Annotated in this window: 13 protein-coding genes; 5 read left to right on the top strand and 8 right to left on the bottom strand. The window is 72.5% G+C overall.

Features of this window, described 5'->3' with window-relative positions; genetic code table 11:
* A complete protein-coding gene (locus VE614_RS30385) occupies positions 1-978 on the bottom strand; it encodes a DUF4097 family beta strand repeat-containing protein (protein WP_324944396.1) in 978 nt (325 codons plus the stop codon).
* 256 nt (positions 979-1,234) lie between these two features.
* A complete protein-coding gene (locus tag VE614_RS30380; protein ID WP_003992906.1) occupies positions 1,235-1,414 on the bottom strand; it encodes a DUF6104 family protein in 180 nt (59 codons plus the stop codon).
* A gap of 163 nt (positions 1,415-1,577) precedes the next feature.
* Here VE614_RS30380 and VE614_RS30375 point away from each other — a divergent pair, with 163 nt between their 5' ends.
* Genes VE614_RS30375 through fxsT form a run of 4 tightly spaced genes read left to right on the top strand, consistent with a single transcriptional unit; the run spans position 1,578 to position 9,934 of the window.
* Complete coding sequence (locus VE614_RS30375) at positions 1,578-2,018, top strand: CU044_2847 family protein (protein ID WP_324944392.1); 441 nt, start codon at positions 1,578-1,580, stop codon at positions 2,016-2,018.
* The gene (locus VE614_RS30370; RefSeq protein WP_324944389.1) at positions 2,015-3,871 is read left to right on the top strand and encodes a trypsin-like peptidase domain-containing protein; all 1,857 of its coding nucleotides are present in this window, start codon (positions 2,015-2,017) and stop codon (positions 3,869-3,871) included. The genes VE614_RS30375 and VE614_RS30370 overlap by 4 nt, the downstream gene beginning before the upstream one ends.
* A complete protein-coding gene (locus VE614_RS30365; protein ID WP_414719668.1) occupies positions 3,849-4,928 on the top strand; it encodes an AAA family ATPase in 1,080 nt (359 codons plus the stop codon). Before VE614_RS30370 ends, VE614_RS30365 begins: the two co-directional genes overlap by 23 nt.
* A complete protein-coding gene (gene fxsT / locus VE614_RS30360; RefSeq protein ID WP_324944383.1) occupies positions 4,928-9,934 on the top strand; it encodes an FxSxx-COOH system tetratricopeptide repeat protein in 5,007 nt (1,668 codons plus the stop codon). Before VE614_RS30365 ends, fxsT begins: the two co-directional genes overlap by 1 nt.
* 89 nt (positions 9,935-10,023) lie before the next feature.
* Here the strand turns inward: fxsT and VE614_RS30355 are convergent, their stop codons facing one another.
* From VE614_RS30355 to VE614_RS30335, 5 genes are all read right to left on the bottom strand, one after another.
* On the bottom strand, positions 10,024-13,830 hold the full coding sequence (locus VE614_RS30355) for a multifunctional oxoglutarate decarboxylase/oxoglutarate dehydrogenase thiamine pyrophosphate-binding subunit/dihydrolipoyllysine-residue succinyltransferase subunit (RefSeq protein WP_324944380.1): 3,807 nt from the start codon (positions 13,828-13,830) through the stop codon (positions 10,024-10,026).
* 292 nt (positions 13,831-14,122) lie between these two features.
* Positions 14,123-15,232, bottom strand: a complete 1,110-nt coding sequence (locus VE614_RS30350) for a sensor histidine kinase (RefSeq protein WP_324944377.1) — start codon at positions 15,230-15,232, stop codon at positions 14,123-14,125.
* Positions 15,229-15,969, bottom strand: coding sequence for a response regulator transcription factor (locus VE614_RS30345; RefSeq protein ID WP_043504074.1), 741 nt, complete (start codon positions 15,967-15,969; stop codon positions 15,229-15,231). The genes VE614_RS30350 and VE614_RS30345 overlap by 4 nt, the downstream gene beginning before the upstream one ends.
* A gap of 123 nt (positions 15,970-16,092) precedes the next feature.
* Entirely contained in the window at positions 16,093-16,770 is a 678-nt protein-coding gene (locus tag VE614_RS30340) for a spermidine synthase (protein WP_324944372.1), read from the bottom strand.
* A gap of 40 nt (positions 16,771-16,810) precedes the next feature.
* A complete protein-coding gene (locus VE614_RS30335; RefSeq protein ID WP_324944369.1) occupies positions 16,811-17,320 on the bottom strand; it encodes a MarR family winged helix-turn-helix transcriptional regulator in 510 nt (169 codons plus the stop codon).
* A gap of 304 nt (positions 17,321-17,624) precedes the next feature.
* Here VE614_RS30335 and VE614_RS30330 point away from each other — a divergent pair, with 304 nt between their 5' ends.
* Positions 17,625-18,440 (top strand): lysozyme, encoded by an 816-nt coding sequence (locus tag VE614_RS30330; protein WP_324944366.1) that lies wholly within the window; start codon positions 17,625-17,627, stop codon positions 18,438-18,440.
* A gap of 63 nt (positions 18,441-18,503) precedes the next feature.
* Here VE614_RS30330 and lon read toward each other — a convergent pair whose 3' ends face one another.
* Positions 18,504-20,891, bottom strand: a complete 2,388-nt coding sequence (gene lon / locus VE614_RS30325) for an endopeptidase La (RefSeq protein ID WP_324944565.1) — start codon at positions 20,889-20,891, stop codon at positions 18,504-18,506.
* Positions 20,892-20,924: the final 33 nt, after the last annotated feature.

Below are 20,924 nucleotides of genomic sequence, written 5' to 3'. Positions count from 1 at the left end.
TCAGAGCACCTTCTTGTCGGTCGTGCCGTCGGCCGGGGCGCTGGTCGGGGACGAGCCCTCGCCCGGGCCGGCAGCGGCATTGTCCCCCGTGCTGTCCCGCGCCCCGGTCGTGGGCTCGGCTCGTCGCGGCTCGCCGCCCTGCGGCTCCGGTTCCGTCCCCCACGGCTCCGCCGCCTGGGGCGGTCGGCGCAGGAGGGCGATCGCGCCGGAGACGGTGGTCGCCCTCAGGCTGCCGCTGCCCGCGCCGAGGCGGCCGGTGATGCGCTTGGCACCCCACTGGCCGGTGACGCGCAGGTCCTCGAAGGCGCTGGAGACCGTCCCGCTGGCGGTGCTGGCCTCCACGTCGGCGTCCGCCGGCTGTGGGAGGCGGATGGCGATCTCGCCGGAGACGCTGGTGAGGCAGATGTCGGTCGGGCGGCTCGCCGGGTCGAGGTCGACGATCATCGAGCCGCTGACCGAGTCGGCCTTCACGGAGGAGCCCGCTTCGACGACGGTCAGGTCCCCGGAGAGGGAGTGGAAGCGCAGATCGCCGGTGAGGGCCTGGGCCTCCAGGTTGCCGGAGACGGTGTCCGCGCGGACCGGTCCCGTGAGCCCGACCAGCGTCGTGTCCCCGGAGACCCCCTTCACCTCCACCTGTCCGTCCACACCGGAGACCACCGCCGCGGCACCGATGGCGCCCACCTCGACACGGGTGCGCGCGGGGACGGCCAGGGAGACCACGGTGCTGCGCCGCCAGCCCTGGGGGTCGAGCCATTTGAGGAGGCCGTTCCAGGGCAGATCCTCGTAGGCCACCGTCAGCGTGCCGTCCTGGTGGGTCACCACCAGGGGCGGGCCCTCGACCTCGGAGACCTCCAGGCGGGCGGAGCCTTCGTCCGTGCCGACCACGTTCACCGTGCCGTTGACGATGCGGACGCGCAGTTCCCGCACGGGGTCGTCGAAGGCCAGCTTGGTGGGCTCCGCGACGGACCACTCGGACATGGTGAGACCTCCTCGAACGCATCCCGGCACAGGCGGGACGCCCCTCAGGCGAGAGTCGACGCGCCATATCGCGTCTCCCTCAATTCACGATATATCGCGCCCGGCGAAAGTCAAGAGACTCGTTCGGGTGAGCACCAATCCATGCAAACCGGGCACGCAAACCGGGCACGCAAACCGGGCAGACGCGCGGGCCTTCGACGAGCTGGCGGTAATGAAAAAGGGGCGCTCTGAGGCGCCCCTCTCCCGACCGGTGGTTCTACTCGTCGTCCTCGTCGTCCAGCCGGGCCAGCCACGTCGCCAGCCGCTCCACCGGCACCTCGAAGTCCGGGTTGAGATCGACGAACGTCCGCAGCTGCTCGGCGAGCCACTCGAAGGTGACTTCCTCCTCGCCGCGCCGCTTCTCGAGTTCCTCGATGCCTCGGTCGGTGAAGTACACGGGTGCTCTCCTGGGGCTGGGCCTGGGGCCTGGGTCGTACCACTCCAGGTTATGCGGCCCGGGAGCGTGCCTCCCACTGCCCCGAAACCACTTCCCGCGCGCGCGTGCGCGGGCACAATGGGAGCCCGCGGGGAGCGCGGGCGGCGTAGGGGGCGGGGGACCGGTGGAACGCAGGATCCAGGAGATCGAACTACCCGGCGGTGAGAAGGTGCTCGCCCGGGTCAGTGTGCTCACGCCCGAGGAACTCCCGCCTCAGGAGGCCGAGTTCGCGTACGAGGACGTCGGAGCCTTCGACCATCTGGCGAACCGGGTCGACCAGCTGAACGAACTGGTCCGCGGCGTCGGCGGCGCCGTGCTCCGCGCGGCCGGCGCCGTCCGCCCCGACGAGGTCAGCGCCACCTTCGGCGTCGAGCTGGCGATGAAGCCGGGCAAGGCCGTCGCCCTGCTCGCCGACGGCGAGGCCAAGGCCGCCCTGTCGATCACCCTCACCTGGCACCGCGACACCGTCGCCGCCACGGCCGGCCCGGACACGACCACGGCCGGCCCGGACACCACCATGGCCGGCCCGGACACCACGGCCGCCCAGGGCCCCGCCCCCGCATGACCGCGAGACTGGAACAGCTGGCGACCCGCGCCACCGTGCGGATCGGCCCGTACGACACGCCCGGCACCCTGTGGGGCAGCGGCTTCCTGGTGGCCCCCGGCTGGGTGCTGACCTGCGCGCACGTCCTGCCCCTCGCGCGCGGTGCCGAGGCCGTCGGACCGCTGCGCGTACAGGGTTACCGGCTGGACGTCCGCGCCCGGCTCGGCTACTGGCTCGGCGGTGGCGGCGACCCCGACGAGGACCTCGCCCTCGTCCGCCTCCTCGACCCGGTGCCGGTCCACGCGTGCGTGCGGCTCACCGACCGCTACGACACCCCGCACCGGGTCACCGCCCTCGGCTGGCGCACCCCGCAGGGCGGGCAGCCCCAGCGGTGGACCGGGCACAGCGAGTGCAACGGCAGGGACGGGTCGTACGGGCTGACGGTGGCCCCCAACATCGAGATCCCGCACGGCGCCTCGGGCGGTCCGCTGCTGGACCGGGACAACGGGGTCGTCGCCGGCATCGTCAAGGCGCGCCGGGCCCACAAGGACGGCGGGCTGGCCGTCGCCGTGACCGCCCTGCGCGGGTTCCGCGAGGCCCGCCCCGTGGGCGGCGAGAACGGCCTGGGCGCCGATCCGTACGCCGAGCTGATCCGCGCCCACGACCGCTGGCACCAGAAGACCCGGGGCGCCCTGTCCTGGGTGCGGACGCAGAGCGACGTGTGCGGCGGCGCGCGCTCCTGGAGCCCGTGGGACAGCGCCGAGGCGGCGGCGCTCCTGGCCGGTCTGCCCCGCCCCGCGTCCGTCGCCCAGCTCCAGCGGACCATCTCCCTGGTGCTCGGCAACGAGCCGTACTGGGAGGACGAACTGGTCCCGGTCGACTGGCGCGACGGCCTGGGCTGGGTGCACGACCAGCCGGACGGCGCCGACATCATCGCGTTGCACTACCTCCAGGCCGTCGTCCGCGCCTGCCGGGGCCGCGCCCCGGACGCCGCCGCGGAGCTGGAGCACTGGGTGAAGACCCGCGTCCAGGAGCTGCCCGACTTTCTCGCGGCCCTGCTGCGGGCCCGCGCCGCCGGTGCGGCGGCGGGCCTCGCCGAGTGCGTCGCGGACGACGGTCCGGGGCCGGTCGTCGCCGTCGAGCTGGAGCCGGACCTCTACCGGCCCGGGGACCGCTTCCACTGGCGGGTCTGGTCCTGGTCCGCCGGACCCGGCACCGCGCGGGTCCTCGACGAGGACGGCGCCGACGAGGGCGTCTCGCTCGCCGAGCTGCCGGACCTCCTGGAGGGACCGCTCGGCCAGGCCTTCCGGCAGCTCGACACGGAGGCCCGCCGTACCCGGCTGGAACTCGCCGTACCCGTCGAGCACTTCGGGCTGCACGCCCACCGGTGGCCGCTGGGCGCCCGCCGCCCGGTGGTGCTGCGCTGCCTCAAACGCCGCGGCGAGCCCGCGGCCGTATGGAAGGAACGCTGGGACGGCGTGGCCGGGGGCGGGCTCAAGTCGCTGCCCGTGCAGTGGCCCGAACACGCCAAGGAGGCCCTGGAGGCGGCACCGCACGGCGCCGTGCCGGTGCTGTGCCGCCCGCCGCAGGAGAACGCGGACTCGTTCGCGGAGACCATCCGCGCGGGCTACGGCGTCGCCCTGTGGAGCCTCAGGAACGACCACACGCGCGTGTGCGGCACGGACTGCGGCGACCTGTTCGGCACCGCCGCCCACCTGCTCGGCTCCGCCGGACGCGCCTCGGCCCTGCCGGAGCAGCTGCACCTGCGCCGCGAGAGTCACGGCGACACCGACTGGGCGCACCACATGGCGCTCCTGTACGACGACCCGGACCGCCCGCTGCCGCTGAGCGATGCCCCCCTCGACTCGCCATGAGTCCTCCCGCCCGAAGGAGTCTTCCGTGCCCCACCCCGACTGGTTCGTCTACCGGGGATCCGGCGAGCCGCACGACGGCATCGCGCGGCTGCCGGACCCGCCGCCGTGGCGCGACTTCGACGGCGGGCCCGTCATCGGGACGACCCCGCCCCTGGGCACCGAGTCGACCCGGCGGCTCGGCACCCGCGGACCCGGCGGGATCGCCTGGCGTCCCGAGGACCTGGAACTGATCAACGCGGCCCTCTATCTGCGCCGCCCCCTGCTGGTCACCGGCGACCCCGGCTCGGGCAAGTCCACGCTCGCCCACGCCCTGGCCCACGAACTCGGCCTCGGCCGGGTGCTGCACTGGCCCATCGTCAGCCGTACGACGCTCCGTGACGGCCTGTACGCGTACGACGCCATCGCCCGGCTCCAGGACATGCAGATGGCCCGCGAACGCGGCGGCGAGAGCACCGAGGACATCGGCGAGTATCTGCGCCTCGGCCCGCTCGGCACCGCGCTGCTGCCGTACGCACGCCCGCGCGTGCTGCTCGTCGACGAACTCGACAAGAGCGACATCGACCTGCCCAACGACCTCCTCAACGCCCTGGAGGAAGGCGAGTTCCGCATCCCCGAACTGGAACGCGCCGCCCGCAGGCAGCCCGAGGTCCGGGTGCTCACCGACGACGGCGAGCGGGCCCTGGTCACGGAGGGGCGGGTGCGCTGCCGGGCCTTCCCGGTCGTGGTGATGACCAGCAACGGCGAACGCGACTTCCCCGCCCCGCTGCTGCGCCGCTGCCTCCACCTCGACCTGCCCTCGCCACGCGACGACGCATGGGGCGCCGCCCGCCTGGAGGCCATGGTCCGCGCCCACTTCGGCGACGCCCCGCCGGCCGCGCACGACGCCCTGATCCGCGACTTCCTCCAGTCAAGCCCGGGCGCCCTGCGCGCCGCCGACCAGCTCCTCAACGCCATCTACCTCACCCAGGAGGCGGCCCGCGACAGCGCGCCGGACCGGCAGCGGCTCGCCGAGCTGCTGATGCGCCCGCTCGACCAGGGCGAGCAGAGGCCGCGCTGATGACCGAGCCGCCCGCCCGCCCCACCGCCCCCGGGCCGCTCGCCGAGCTGGCCGAACGGCTGCGTGTGCGGACCGGGTCCGAGCCCGGCGCGCGCGAACTGGCGGAGGCGCTGTGGCTCGCCGGTCACGTGGCGGCACCCCGCCTCGCACCTGACCACACAGGTGACGAGGACCCGGCAACCCAGCCGGGTGCCCCGCCCGAGCCCGCCCCGGACCACCCGGACCCCGGCTCCCGGCCGGCGCCGGACACCGAACCCCGGGAGGAACCCCCGGCCGACGGCGACCGCACCCGCCTGTACCCCGACCGCGCCCCCACTCCGGCGGCCGAATCCGGTGCCGCCGACCCGGCCTTCCTGCGCGTCCGGGTGCCGGCGGCGACCGCGCTCGCGCACCCGCTCCACATCCAGCGCGCCCTGCGCCCCCTCCAGCGCTACCGCCCGCCGGTGCGCGTGCCCGCGCACCACATCGACGAGCAGGCCACCGCCGAACGGGCCGCCGAGACCGGGCTGCTGCTGCCCGTGCTGCGCGCCACCACCCGCCGTGAGGCCCGGCTGCGGCTCCTGATGGACGCCTCCTCCTCGACGGCCCTCTGGGACGGCCTCCTGGAGGAGCTGCGGCAGATCGCCGCCGGCCTCGGCGCCTTCCGCGAGGTGTCCGTGCGTTACGTCCACGAGGGCCCCGGCGGACGCCTGGTGACGTCCGTCTCCCGTGACCCGGGGGCCGGGGCGGTCCGGTCCGCCGATCAACTGCGCGACCCGACCGGACGCCAGCTGACCCTCGTGCTCAGCGACTGCGCCGGACCGCTGTGGCGGTCCGGCCGGATGCAGCGACTGCTGCACCACTGGGCGCTCGCCGCGCCCGTCGCCGTCGTCCAGCCGCTGCCCCAGCGGCTGTGGCGGCGCACCCATCTGCCCCCGCGTCCCGGCACCCTCCGACGTCTCGAAGGGCTCGGCGCCCGCCTGGAGTTCCGGACGGCGGAGGGACCGGCCCCCGGCGGAGCACTGCCGGTGCCGGTCCTCGCTCCCACCCGCACCGCGCTCGGCGCCTGGGCGCGCCTGCTGTCCGGCGGTACCGGACGCTCCCTGCCGGCCGCCGCCGCATGGGTGCGCGCCGGCCACCCGGCGGCCCCGCCGCGCCCCGCGCGCTCCTCGTCCGGCACCGGGGCCGAGCTGGTCGCCGCCTTCCGGCGCACGGCGTCCCGGCAGGCGGTCGCCCTCGCCGTCTCCCTCTCCGCCGTACCGCTGACGCTGCCCGTGATCCAGCTCGTCCAGCGCGCCACTCAGCCGCACAGCGGGCCGTCCGTGCCGGCCGAGGTCCTGCTGAGCGGACTGATGGCCCGGGCCGAGGAGGAGGGGTGGTACGCGTTCGCGCCGGGCGTGCGCGAGGAACTGCTGCGGCTGCTGCCCCGCGGGCAGGCGCTGCTCCTGCTCCGGCACTGCGGGGAGTACGTCGAGCGGCGCTTCGGACGGCAGGTGCGGAACTTTCCGGCGCTGGCGCTGGCCGAGCTGACCGGCGAGGGTGCGGCGGCCGGGGGCACGGAACCGCTGCCCGACGCGTTCGCCGAGGTGTCGGCGCTGGTGCTGGGCCGGTTCGGGACGCGGGCCGCCGTACGGACCGTCCCCCGGGACGACCCGACGCCGGTGAAGGAGGGCTTCCGGATCCTGCACCGGGGCGCGGCCGGCCGCCGATGGGCACGGTGGATCGCCCATGTCCTGCGCTCCTGCGGACACGAGGTGGAATCCTTGACGTGTCCCACCGACCGGCAACTCGGTGCGGCCGCACGGGGGGCCGGGCCGTCGCAGCGCGTGATGGTGCTGATGGGCGAGCAGCTGCGGTCCAGGAGGCCCGTCCCGGACGGATGCGTCCCCGTGTGGATCGGCAGGCCCCCGCTGTGGACACGCGTCGGGCGCGACCTGCCCCTCTTCAGCGCCGACGACGAGACGTCGGCCAGACGGCTGTTGCTGACCGGCCTGGGGGTGGCCCAGGACACCTACACCCCCGATGGGGCCGCGCCCCCGTTCCCCGGACCGCGGCCCGCCGCTCCGAGTGGACGAGTCGCGCGCGAATCCGCTCCCACCCGCGCGGCCTCCGGGGCCGCGGCCGGAACGTACCTGGTCGTCCACACCGGCCACCAGCGCTCCTGGGGGGTGTGGCTCGCCGAGACCCTTGAACGGCACGGCCGGCGGGCCGTTCTCCGGCGCTGGGACTCGCCCCGGGACGTGCCTCTGGAAGACGCCTTCCGCGACCTGCTGTCGTCCGACGCGCGCGTGCTGCTGGTCCTCGACGGGTGGTTCTTCAGCCGCGGCCCGCGCCCGGCGGGGGAGTGGGACCGGGTGCTGCGCGGGTTCATCGCCGAGCACGCCGAACGCTTCACGGCCGTCGCCCTCGGCGGCCAGACCCTGCCCCCTGCCGCCGCCGCCGTCCTCCGACCGGTGGACCTGTCGGGACTGAGCGAGGCAGCGGCAGAGGAGCGGCTGCGCCGCCGACTCGGCTTCGGACCCCTGCCCGTCCAGCGCCGGCCCAGGCGGGTCCGTTACCCGGCGACGCCCTGCGCGGTGTGGGGCGCGGTGCCGCGCCGCAACCCGCGCTTCACCGGCCGCGACACCCTCCTCGGCGAAGTGCGCCAGCGCCTGACCGACCGGCGCCGCGCCGCCCCTTGCACCCTGACCGGCATGCCCGGCATCGGCAAGACCCAGCTGGCCGCCGAGTACGCGCACCGTTTCAGCACCGAGTACGACCTGGTGTGGTGGGTCGACGCGGACGACCCCGCCCTCCTGCGCGACCGGCTCGGGGAGCTTGCCGCACACCTCGGCGTACGCCTCGGGGACGGGCGCCCCGGAGACCACGTCCAGGCGGTTCTGGAGGCACTGCGCCGGGGGGAGCCGTACGCCGACTCGCTGGTGATCTTCGACGGTTGTGACGACGTCGAAGCGGTCCGGGACCTGATCCCGCACGGCCCGGGCCATGTCCTGGTCACCTCACGCAACCTGGACTGGGGCCACTACACCGACCGCCTGGAGGTGCCCCCTTTCCACCGGACCGAGTCCATCGCCCATCTCATGCGCCGGGCGCCGCACATCACCGTGTCCCAGGCGAACCACATCGCCGCCCTCCTCGATGACGTACCGCTGCCTGTGGCACAGGCCGCGGCGTTGCTCGGCGAGTCCGGGACGGAGGCCACCGAGTTCGTGCGGAGGGTCCGCGAGAGCGGGCTCCCCACCGCGCTGGACCTGGCCCCCGGTGAGACCTCCTGGTCGATCCTGCTCGACCGGCTCCACCGGACCCAGCCGCAAGCCCTCGACCTCCTCAACCTGTGCGTGTCGTTCGCCCCGGGCCGCATCCCGCTCGGCCTCGTCCGTGACTGTCCGCCGGATGTCCTTCCCGAGGAGCTGCGCTGGATGGCCGCCGACCGGTCGGCCATGAACCGGGCACTCGACACGCTGGGGAGTTACTCGCTGATCGGCAGCGAGACCGCTCGGCACGAGCACTCGGTCACCATGCCCCGGCTCGTGTACGACATCGTGTCCCGCCTGACCGGCGAGAGCAGCCGCGTCACCCACCGCATGGCCGTACGCGCCGTCCTCCAGGGCGCCGACCCCGGCAACCCCCACGACAGCGGGAACTGGCCCCGCTACGCCGACCTGCTGCCCCACCTGGAGCCCTCCGGCATGCTCGGCAGCGAGGAGTCACGGCACCGGGAGACCGTGCTCGGCTGCCTGAGGTACTGCCGCTACAGCGGGCAGTACGCCAGGGGCCTGGAGCTGGCCGGGGCCATCCGGGACCGCTGGACGCAGACCCTGGACCCCCTGGACCGGTTCATGCTGGACCTGACCACCGAGGAGAGCCGGCTCCTGCGGGAGACCGGCCGGTTCCAGGAGGCGTACGACCGGACCCACGGCGTGGTGGAGCGGATGCGGGCCGCCGTGCCCCGTCTGCCGCACGGTGCCGAGGGCGAGATGGCCAGGAGCTTGCAGCACCTCGGCAGATACCGGCCGGCCCATGTCGTCCAGAGCGAAGTCCTGGAGAAGGCCGAATCGCACCTGGGCCCGGACGCCCCGGCCACGCTTGAGGCCCGTCACGACGTCGCCGTCGGTCTGCGCCTCCTGGGCAGGTACGACGAGGCACACACACTCGACCTCGAAACGCTCCACCGCCGGCAACGCGTCCTGGGCGGCCGGCACATCGACACCCTCGGCACCGGCAACGCCCTCAGCCGCGACCTGCGCCTGCTGGGCGCCTACCGCGCCGCGGTCGCACGCCAGGAGCCGCACGTCCGCCTGCACCAGCGGGTGCTCGGCCCCACGCACCCGCAGACCCTGACGGCCCTCGGCGAGCTGCTGCTCTGCCGGCGCCGGGAGGGCAGGGAGGCACGGCAGGTGGGCGGCACGATGGCCGCCCTGGTCGACGAGCTGGCCCGAGTCCACGGCCGTGAACACCACCGGACCCTGGCCGCCGTCACCCTCTACGCCAACTACCTGCGCGTGTACGGCGACGTCGGCGAGGCTCGCGCCCTCCTCGACGAGGCCCAGGCCGGCTACCTCGCCCTGCTGGGGTCCGCCCACCCGGTCGTCTCGGGCATGCTCGGCAACATGGGGCTGGTCCTGCGGGCCGTGGGGGAACGCGAGGGGGCCCTGGCCATGTTCAAAGGAGCACTGGGCGCCCTCTCCGCACACCTCGGCCCGGACCACCCCTGGGTGCTGGGCTGCGCCCTGAACACCGCGGGCGGGGACAATCTGGTGGGCCGTGTCGACGAAGCGGTGGACCTGGGCCGGGACACCCTGAGCCGGGCTTTGCGCACCCTCGGCGAGGACCATCCGCTCACCCTGTCCTGCATGGCGGCGCTCGCCGCGGACCTGCGTGCGGCGCGCGAACAGCCGGAGGCGGCGCGGCTGGAGGAGTCCGCCCTGGCCGGCCTGTCCCGGACGCTCGGCGCCGAGCACCCCCACACGCTCTCCGTACGCGAGCGGATGCGCCCCTACTGGGACTTCGAGCCCGACCTCGGATGACCCCGGGACTCCCCGGACGAGGAAAAGGGTCCGGCCCCGAGTCGGAGAACTCGGGGCCGGACCCTTGGTGCCACGCGCAGTGCTGAGACCTACGCCTCGAACACCTCACGCACCAGCTGCTCCTGCTCGGCCTGGTGCCGCTTCGCGGAACCCACGGCCGGCGACGAGGAGTGCGGACGCGAGATGCGGCGCAGCCGCTCGCCCGGCGGGATGTCGGCGCCGACCGCCAGGTCCAGGTGGTCGATCAGGTTGAGCGCGATGAACGGCCACGCACCCTGGTTCGCCGGCTCCTCCTGCGCCCACAGGTACTTCTCGGCGTTCGGGTACTTCTTGATCTCCGCCTGGAGCTCGGCACCCGGCAGCGGGTACAGCCGCTCGATGCGGATGATCGCGGTGTCCTTCACGCCGCGCTTGACCCGCTCGGCCTCCAGGTCGTAGTAGACCTTGCCCGCGCAGAAGACGACCTTCTTCACGGCCGCCGGGTCAGCCGAGCTGTCGCCGATGACCGGGCGGAACTGGCCCGTGGTGAACTCCTCCGCCTTCGACGCGGCGGCCTTGAGGCGCAGCATCGACTTCGGCGTGAAGACGACCAGCGGCTTGTGGTGCGGGTTGTGCACCTGCCACCGCAGGAGGTGGAAGTAGTTCGCCGGCGAGGTCGGCATGGCGACCGTCATGTTGTTCTGCGCGCACAGCTGGAGGAAGCGCTCCGGGCGGGCGGACGAGTGGTCCGGGCCCTGGCCCTCGTAGCCGTGCGGGAGGAGCAGGACCACACCGGAGGTCTGGTTCCACTTCTGCTCCGCCGACGAGATGAACTCGTCCACGACCGTCTGGGCGCCGTTGACGAAGTCGCCGAACTGTGCCTCCCACATCACGAGCGCGTCCGGGCGGGCCAGCGAGTAGCCGTACTCGAAGCCCATGGCCGCGTACTCGGAGAGGAGGGAGTTGTAGACGTTGAGACGCGCCTGGTCCTCGGCGAGGTACTGGAGCGGCGTGTACTCCTCGCCCGTCTCACGGTCGATGATCACCGCGTGGCGCTGGCCGAAGGTGCCGCGCTGGGAGTCCTGGCCCGCCAGACGGACCGGGACGCCCTCCAGGAGCAGCGAGCCGATGGCGAGGGTCTCGCCCATGCCCCAGTCGATGGTGCCGTCCTCGACCATCGTCGCCCGTCGCTGGAGCTGCGGGAGCAGCCGCGGGTGGACGGTGATGTGGTCGGGGATGTTGACCTGGGACTCGGCGATCCGCTTGACGACCTCGGCGGTGACCGCGGTGCCGACGGCGACCGGGAACTCGGCCTGCGGGTCCGGCGTCTGCACCGCGGACGGCTGCGAGGTGGCCTCGCGGACCTCGGTGAAGACCTTCTCCAGCTGGCCCTGGTAGTCCTGGAGCGCCTGCTCGGCCTCTTCCAGGGTGATGTCGCCGCGACCGATCAGGGACTCGGTGTACAGCTTGCGCACCGAGCGCTTCTTGTCGATCAGGTCGTACATCAGCGGCTGGGTGAAGGCCGGGTTGTCCGACTCGTTGTGACCGCGGCGGCGGTAGCAGATGAGGTCGATCACCACGTCCTTGTTGAACGCCTGGCGGAACTCGAAGGCGAGCCGCGCGACGCGGACCACGGCCTCCGGGTCGTCGCCGTTCACGTGGAAGATCGGGGCCTCGATCATGCGGGCCACGTCCGTCGCGTACATGGAGGAGCGCGAGGACTCCGGGGCGGCGGTGAAGCCGACCTGGTTGTTGATCACGATGTGGACCGTGCCGCCGGTGCGGTAGCCGCGCAGCTGCGACATGTTCAGGGTCTCGGCCACCACGCCCTGGCCCGCGAAGGCCGCGTCGCCGTGGATCGCCACCGGCAGGACGGTGAAGTCCGTGCCGCCCTTGTTGATGATGTCCTGCTTGGCGCGGGCGACGCCCTCCAGGACCGGGTCCACCGCCTCCAGGTGCGAGGGGTTCGCGACCAGCGAGACCTTGATCTGCTCGCCGTCCAGGCCGGTGAAGGTGCCCTCGGCGCCCAGGTGGTACTTCACGTCGCCGGAGCCGTGCATCGACTTCGGGTCGAGGTTACCCTCGAACTCGCGGAAGATCTGCGCGTACGACTTGCCGACGATGTTGGCGAGGACGTTCAGGCGGCCGCGGTGGGCCATGCCGATGACGACCTCGTCGAGCCGCGACTCGGCGGCCGAGTCCAGCACCGCGTCCAGCAGCGGGATGACGGACTCGCCGCCCTCCAGGGAGAACCGCTTCTGGCCGACGTACTTCGTCTGCAGGAAGGTCTCGAAGGCCTCCGCCGCGTTCAGCCGGCGCAGGATGCGCAGCTGCTCCTCGCGCTCCGGCTTGGCGTGCGGGCGCTCCACGCGGTCCTGGATCCACTTGCGCTGCTTGGGATCCTGGATGTGCATGAACTCGATGCCGGTGGTGCGGCAGTACGAGTCGCGCAGCACGCCGAGGATGTCGCGCAGCTTCATCATCGACTTGCCGGAGAAGCCGCCGACCGCGAACTCGCGCTCCAGGTCCCACAGGGTGAGGCCGTGCTCGGTGATGTCCAGGTCGGGGTGCTTGCGCTGGCGGTACTCCAGCGGGTCGGTGTCGGCCATGACGTGGCCGCGGACCCGGTAGGAGTGGATCAGCTCGAAGACGCGGGCGGCCTTGGTGACGTCGTCGTCGTGCGACGCGTCGATGTCCTTGAGCCAGCGGACCGGCTCGTAGGGGATGCGCAGCGCCTCGAAGACGTCGTCGTAGAAGTTGTTCTCGCCGAGCAGCAGGTTGGCGACGGTGCGCAGGAACTCGCCGGAGGCGGCGCCCTGGATCACCCGGTGGTCGTAGGTCGACGTGAGCGTCATGACCTTCGAGATGCCGAGCTTGTTCAGGGTGTCCTGGGAGGTGCCCTGGAACTCCGCCGGGTAGTCCATGGAGCCGACGCCCATGATCACCGACTGGCCGGGCATCAGGCGCGGCACGGAGTGGACGGTGCCGAGGCCGCCGGGGTTGGTCAGGGAGACCGTGACACCGGTGAAGTCGTCCATCGTCAGCTTGCCCTCGCGGGCGCGGCGGACGATGTCCTCGTAGGCCTGCCAGAACTCGAAGAAGTTCAGCGTCTCGGCCTTCTTGATCGCCGCGACGACCAGCTGGCGGTCGCCGTTGGGCTTGACCAGGTCGATGGCGAGGCCGAGGTTGATGTGCGGGGGCTTGATGAGGGTCGGCTTGCCGTCCTTCTCCCCGAACGACCAGTTCATCGACGGCATGGCCTTGATGGCCTGCACCATCGCGAAGCCGATGAGGTGGGTGAAGGAGATCTTCCCGCCCCGGGCCCGCTTGAGGTGGTTGTTGATGACGATGCGGTTGTCGAAGAGCAGCTTCACCGGCACCGCGCGGACCGAGGTGGCGGTCGGCAGCTCCAGCGAGGCGTTCATGTTCTTCGCGACCGCGGCGGCCGGGCCGCGCAGCGTGATCAGCTCGGGGCCCTCCGGGGCCTGCGCGGCGGGGGCGGCCTTGGCCTTCGGCTGAGCGGGCGCCTGTGCGGGTTGCGCCGGCTTGGCCGGGGAGGGGGCCGCGGTCTTCGCCGCGGGAGCGGGGGCGGGCGCCGGGGGTGCGGCCGGGGCGGCGGGCTGCGCCGGAGCGGCCGGGGCGGCGGGCTGCGGGGCCGGGGTGGGCGTCTGGCTGGTGGTCTCTGCGGCCCCCGCGGCCGCAGGTCCCGCCGGAGCCGGGGCGCCGGCGGCGCCTGGCTTGTAATCGGCGAAGAAGTCCCACCAGGCGCGGTCTACCGAATTCGGGTCCTGGAGGTACTGCTGATAGATCTCGTCGACGAGCCACTCGTTGGCACCGAACGCGGCAGCGGGGTTCTTGCCCGCTTGGTCTGCGTCGGTGGAGATGCTCGATGCGTTACTGGGGGACTGTGGCGACACGGCGGCAACCGCCCTCTTCCGCTTCACAAGGTGATGGACAGCGGAAATAAAGGCTACGCCTCCCTGACCGAGAAGGTCAGGCCGGGCCCGTTCATCGTCGTGTAAGTCACATCTGGATCCGTGTTTCGGGCCTGATAATGGCGGGAAACAAGCGTGGTTCCGGTTTGTGAGGGGGCGCACGGGGTACGCCGACGCGGGCCCGGCGCGCGGAGCGCGCGGGGCCTTGGCCTGATCACACGTGTCCGGCAGCGCGAACGCCTGTGGATCTTGTGGCTCCGCTTCGAACTTTACGTCAACTCGGCACAGATGGAAGTCCCGGAAGGGTGACGAGAATCCGGCAACCCCGCTCGGATTCGGCCACTCCGATCCGGCCGCCGTGCAGATCCACGGCCCAGCGCGCGATCGCCAGACCGAGGCCCGTGCCGCCGTCGCTGCCCGGCCCGTGCGGCCGGCTGACCACACCCCGGTTGAACCGCTCGAAGACCCGGTGCCACTCCGAGCGCGGAATGCCCGGACCCTCGTCCAGCACCTCCAGCTCCAGCGACTCCGGCTGGGTTCCGCGCCGCGCCCTCACCGTTACCCGGCCGTGCGGCGGACTGTGCTTGACCGCGTTGTCGATCAGGTTGGCGACGACCTGGTGGATGCGCTCCGGGTCGGCGTGCGCGGTCAGCTCCGGCGGCGAGACGTCCAGATGCAGATGGACGTCGGTACGGGTGTGACTGCCGGACCCGGAGGCGATCCCGGCCCGCGCCGAGGCGACCATGTTGGCCTCCTTCAGCACGCCCGACAGATACGGCCACACCTCGAACCGCCGCTTCTTCAGCGGGACCACGCCGTTGTCCAGCCGGGACAGGTCCAGCAGCGTCTCCACCAGCCGCCCCAGCCGCTCGGTCTGCTTCAGCGCCGTACGCATGGTCTCGGGGTCGGCCTCGGTGACCCCGTCGACGATGTTCTCCAGCACCGCGCGCAGCCCCGCGATGGGGGTGCGCAGCTCGTGCGAGACGTTGGCGACCAGCTCCTTGCGCTGGCGGTCCTGGGCCTCCAGCTCGTCGGCCATGACATTGATCGTCTGGGCCAGGTTCCCCAGCTCGTCCCGCCGGTTCTCGCGGACCCGGCGGCTGTAGTCGCCGTGCGAGATGGAGCGGGCCACCGCGTTCATCTCGTCCAGCGGGGAGGTGAGCGAGTGCGCCACGAACTGCGTGATCAGCAGGGTGGCGATCATCGAGAAGACCGTGATGAAGCGCAGCTCGGTCTCGGTGCGCATGGCCACCATCATCAGTCCGGTGGTGATCAGCACCGAGATGACGACCAGCGCCCCCAGCTTGGTCTTGATCGAGAACGGGCGTACGCCGCCCCAGGGCTGACCGGGACTCCTCCCTGCGGCTCTCCGCCCGTCGCTCATGGCGTGGGGGTCTCCAGGGCGTAGCCCACGCCGTGCACCGTGCGGATCCGCTCGGCGCCGATCTTCCGGCGCAGCGCCTTGATGTGGCTGTCGACCGTGCGGGTGCCGGAGGCGTCCGCCCAGTCCCACACCTCGGCCAGCAGCTGCTCACGGGAGAGCACCGCGCGCGGGGTGTTCGCCAGGCACACCAGCAGGTCGAACTCGGTGGGCGTCAGGTGCACGTCCTCCGACTTCACCCGCACCCGGCGCTGCGCGTGGTCGATCTCCAGCTCGCCGAGCCGGAGGATGCCGCTGCGGGGCGTGGAGGCGGCCAGCGCGGCCCGCTCCACCCGGCGCAGCAGCACATGGACCCGGGCCGCCAGCTCCCGCATGGAGAACGGCTTGGTCATGTAGTCGTCGGCGCCCACGCCGAGCCCGACCAGCATGTCGGTCTCGTCGTCGCGCGCGGTGAGCATCAGGACCGGGACGGGCCGCTGGGCCTGCACCCGGCGGCACACCTCCAGGCCGTCGAAGCCCGGCAGCATGATGTCGAGGATCAGCAGGTCGGGCTGCCAGGCCTCCGCCGTGTCGACCGCCGCCGGCCCGTCGCCGGCCGTCTGCACCAGGAATCCCTCGGCGCGCAGGCGGGCCGCGATGGCGTCGACGATCGTCGCGTCGTCCTCGACCACCAGGACCCGGCGCTGTGCGCCGGGGGTGGTCGTCGCCGTGCCGTTGTGGGAGGTGTGTGTCTGCTCCATCGCCCGCCCCAAGAGTGTGCTTTCCGGAATCAGTGGGGTGATCCCATGTCTGCGCATGACTGCGATTGACGCTTGAATGATCGGCGTCAGGGAAGCAGCGTACGGGGAGTCACCGCGGCTTTGCTATCCAGGCCGGACGCCGAGGTGCACGACGTCCGGAACGCCCCGGGCAACGGGGATCTCTTCGGTACGCACATGTTGGAATCCGGCATTCCGCAAGGTTTCTTCGAAATCCGGGGAGGGCTCGGCGGACCATACCGCAAGCACCCCACCGGGCCTCAACAGCCTTGCGCAGCCTGCCAGTCCGGCCGTTCCGTACAGCCCGTCGTTGTCCTCCGTGACCGTCCAGCCGGGTCCATTGTCGATGTCCAGGCACAGCGCGTCATACGTGGCGGATGTCTCATTGACGAAAGCGAGCAGGTCCGCTTCCACGATCTCCGCGCGTGGATCGGCCAGAGCCGCCCGGGACAGGCCGGAAAGAGGGCCCTCCCGGTGCCACTCGATCACGGCGGGCTCGCGCTCGACCACCGTGATCCGTCCCCAGCGGGTGTTCGCGGCGGCGTGTGCGAGCGAGAAGCCGACCCCGAGACCCCCGATGAGGAGCCGGGGGGCGGGCCGTTCGCCGAGCGCCGCGAGCGCGGCGTCGACCAGCCGCCGTTCCGAACGGCCGTCGGAGGTGTCCATCAGGAAGCAGCCGTTCGCGATGATCTGGAGCAGGTCGCCGTGCCGGCGCAGCACGATCTCGCCGTAGGGGCCCTCGCGACGGTCCAGGACTTCAGGGATGTCGTAAGCGGTGGGCATCCGTCCATCCTGGCACTTCACGCGCGGGCGGTTGCCGGAATTAATCACCCGGCCCGGGCTGCTTCTCCATCCCCTGGTTGAGCTGGTGCAGCAGCCGCGCCAGTTCCGCCACCTCGCGGCGGTCCCAGTGGGACAGCTGGCTGACGTACCGGGCCCGCCGGGCCTCGCGCACCCGTTGCACCCGGCGGCGGCCCTCCTCGGTGAGACGCACCAGCCAGGCGCGCCCGTCGGCGGGGTCCGGCTCGCGGGCCACCAGGCCCAGGTCCTCCAGGGCGTGCAGCTGCCGGGACATGGTGGCCTTGCCGACGCCGATGTAGGCGGCCAGCTCGGTGGCCCGCTGCCGGCCGCACTCGTCCAGCCGGACCAGCAGGCCGTACGCCGCCGACTCCAGGTCGGGGTGGACGGCGCGGGCCATCTCGCCCTGCTTGGCGCGGGCCCGCCGCATCAGGACCGTCAGCTCCCGCTCCAGCGCCAGATACTCCTGGTCCACACCACTCGGCGAGGCCTCGGCTTCGCCTCCGTTTCCGCCACCGTTTCCGCCCTCGTGCACGTCAGCACCCCTGATCCGGTTTCCCGCTCCTGAAAGTTCCTGCCAAAGGCCGCCATCGCCGCAGCTCCGCCAGTATTTCGCAGGGCTAGACCAACGGCGGCGACCGGGCCCCCTTCCCTCCCGCACATCTACGTGCGTAGCTTCTTCACCAGGCAACCACTGACATGCTCACGCCAGCACCTGGACGATGACGTCCCCCCACGTGTTCCCCCACCGGACACCCCCCACCGAACCCCCCGCCGAGCACCCCGCCGAGCACCCCACCGAGCACCCCCATCGAGTCTTCAGTCTTCGGAGGCACGTCATGCCCGTGCACAGATCCGGAACGACCCGACGCCGGCTGACCGTCGCCGGCACCCTGCTCGCCGCCTTCTCCCTCCTCTTCACCGTCCCCTCCGCCGCCGCCGACGTCCCCACCCGCGGCACCGCGTACATGGGCATGGGCGTGCCCGCCCACGACGGCGTCCACGGGACACCCACCCCCGGCGACGCCACCCAGACCGAAGGCGTGGACGTCAGCAGCCACCAGGGCAGCGTCGCCTGGACGACCCTGTGGAACAGCGGCGTGAAGTGGGCCTATGTGAAGGCCACCGAAGGCACGTACTACAAGAACCCGTACTTCGCGCAGCAGTACAACGGCTCGTACGACGTGGGCATGATCCGTGGCGCCTACCACTTCGCCACCCCCGACACCACCAGCGGCGCCGCCCAGGCCAACTACTTCGTCGACAACGGAGGCGGCTGGTCCCGCGACGGCAGGACCCTCCCCGGCGCCCTCGACATCGAGTGGAACCCCTACGGCGCCGCCTGCTACGGCAAGACGCAGTCCGCGATGGTCACCTGGATCCGCGACTTCCTGAACACCTACAAGGCGCGCACCGGCCGCGACGCCGTCATCTACACCGCCACCAGCTGGTGGAAGCAGTGCACCGGCAACTACGGGGGCTTCGCCCAGTACAACCCGCTGTGGATCGCGCGCTACGCGTCGACGGTGGGCGAACTGCCGGCGGGATGGAGCTACTACACGATGTGGCAGTACACCTCCACCGGCCCGACCGTGGGCGACCACAACCGGTTCAACGGCGCGCTCGACCGGGTGCAGGCCCTGGCGAACGGCTGACGCACGGCGGAAGGCCCGGGCCTCCCTCACGGGGGCCGGGCCTTCCTTGTCCGGTGGCGTCCGTCACGCCGCCACCGGGACCTTGGGGCCGGCGGCGCTGGTCGCCGGGGTCAGGGCCAGCTCCAGGACCTGGCGGACGTCGGTGACCGTGTGGACGTCCAGCTTGTCCAGGACCTCGGCCGGGACGTCGTCCAGGTCCGGCTCGTTGCGCTTCGGGATGATCACCGTGGTGACGCCCGCGCGGTGCGCGGCGAGCAGCTTCTGCTTCACGCCGCCGATGGGCAGCACCCGGCCGGTCAGGGAGACCTCGCCGGTCATCGCCACGTCCGTGCGGACCAGGCGGCCCGAGAGGAGGGACGCCAGCGCCGTCGTCATCGTGATGCCCGCGCTCGGGCCGTCCTTCGGGACCGCGCCCGCCGGGAAGTGGATGTGCACGCCCCGGTCCTTGAGGTCCGCGACCGGGAGTTCCAGCTCGGCGCCGTGCGAGCGGAGGAAGGACAGGGCGATCTGCGCGCTCTCCTTCATCACGTCGCCCAGCTGGCCGGTCAGCGTCAGGCCCGCCGCACCGGTCTCCGGGTCGGCCAGCGACGCCTCCACGTAGAGCACGTCACCGCCCGCGCCGGTCACCGCCAGGCCGGTCGCCACGCCCGGCACGGACGTACGGCGCTCGGCCGGGTCCTGGGCCGACTCCGGCACATGGTGCGGACGGCCGATCAGCGCGCGCAGGTCCGCGTCGGTGAGGGTGAAGGGCAGCTCCCGCTCGCCCAGTTCGTGCTGGGCGGCGACCTTGCGCAGCAGCCGGGCGATGGACCGTTCCAGGGTGCGCACGCCCGCCTCGCGGGTGTACTCGCCGGCGAGCTTGCGCAGCGCGCTCTCGTCGACGGTCACCTCCTCCGCGCCGAGCCCGGCGCGCTCCAGCTGGCGCGGCACCAGGTGGTCGCGGGCGATGACGACCTTCTCGTCCTCGGTGTAGCCGTCCAGCCGGACCAGCTCCATCCGGTCGAGCAGGGCCTCGGGGATGGCCTCCAGGACGTTGGCCGTCGCCAGGAAGACGACGTCCGACAGGTCGAGTTCGACCTCCAGGTAGTGGTCGCGGAAGGTGTGGTTCTGGGCCGGGTCGAGGACTTCCAGGAGTGCCGCGGCCGGGTCGCCGCGGAAGTCGGAGCCCACCTTGTCGATCTCGTCCAGCAGGACGACCGGGTTCATCGAACCGGCCTCCTTGACGGCACGCACGATCCGGCCGGGCAGCGCGCCGACGTACGTACGGCGGTGGCCGCGGATCTCGGCCTCGTCGCGGACGCCGCCGAGGGCGACCCGGACGAACTTGCGGCCCATGGCGTGCGCGACGGACTCGCCGAGGCTGGTCTTGCCGACGCCGGGCGGGCCGACCAGGGCCAGCACGGCACCGCCGCGCCGTCCGCCGACGACGCCGAGGCCGCGGTCGTTGCGGCGCTTGCGGACCGCCAGGTACTCGGTGATGCGCTCCTTCACGTCCTCCAGACCGGCGTGCTCGGCGTCCAGGACGGCCTTGGCGCCCTGGATGTCGTACGCGTCCTCCGTCCGCTCGTTCCACGGCAGTTCCAGGACGGTGTCCAGCCAGGTGCGGATCCAGGAGCCCTCGGGGGACTGGTCGGACGCCCGCTCCAGCTTGTCGACCTCCTTCAGGGCCGCCTCGCGGACCTTCTCGGGCAGGTCGGCGGCCTCCACGCGGGCCCGGTAGTCGTCGGACTCCTCGCCCTCCTTCTCGCCGTTCAGCTCGCGCAGCTCCTTGCGGACGGCCTCCAGCTGACGGCGCAGCAGGAACTCGCGCTGCTGCTTGTCGACGCCCTCCTGGACGTCCTTGGCGATGGTCTCGGCGACGTCCTGCTCGGCGAGGTGGTCGCGCAGCTGCTGGGTGGCGAGCCTGAGGCGGGCGACCGGGTCGGCGGTCTCCAGCAGCTCGACCTTCTGCTCGGTGGTGAGGAACGGGGAGTAACCGGAGTTGTCGGCGAGGGCAGAGACGTCGTCGATGGCCTGCACCCGGTCGACCACCTGCCAGGCGCCGCGCTTCTTCAGCCAGGCGGTGGCGAGGGCCTTGTACTCCTTCATCAGTTCGCCGACATGCCCCGGCAGCGGCTCGGGCACGCTCTCGTCGATCCGGGTCCCCTCGACCCACAGGGCGGCGCCCGGCCCGGTCGTCCCGGCGCCGATCCTCACCCGTCCGCGGCCGCGGATCAGGGCGCCCGGGTCGCCGTCGGCCAGCCGGCCGACCTGCTCCACCGTGCCCAGGACACCGGTGCTCGCGTACGTGCCGTCGATCCGGGGCACCAGCAGCACCTTCGGCTTGCCGGGCTCCGACCGGGCGGCCGCCTGAGCGGCTTCCACCGCGGCCCGCACATCGGCGTCGCTCAGGTCCAGCGGAACCACCATCCCGGGCAGCACGACCTCGTCGTCGAGCGGCAGCACAGGCAGGGTGAGCGGTGTGAACGCCGTGGACTCAGCAGC

The organism is Streptomyces sp. (assembly GCF_035645055.1).
In the GTDB taxonomy this organism is placed as follows: domain Bacteria; phylum Actinomycetota; class Actinomycetes; order Streptomycetales; family Streptomycetaceae; genus Streptomyces.
The sequence above is the reverse complement of the archived record's forward strand: the minus strand, read 5'-3'. Positions and strand labels throughout refer to the sequence as shown.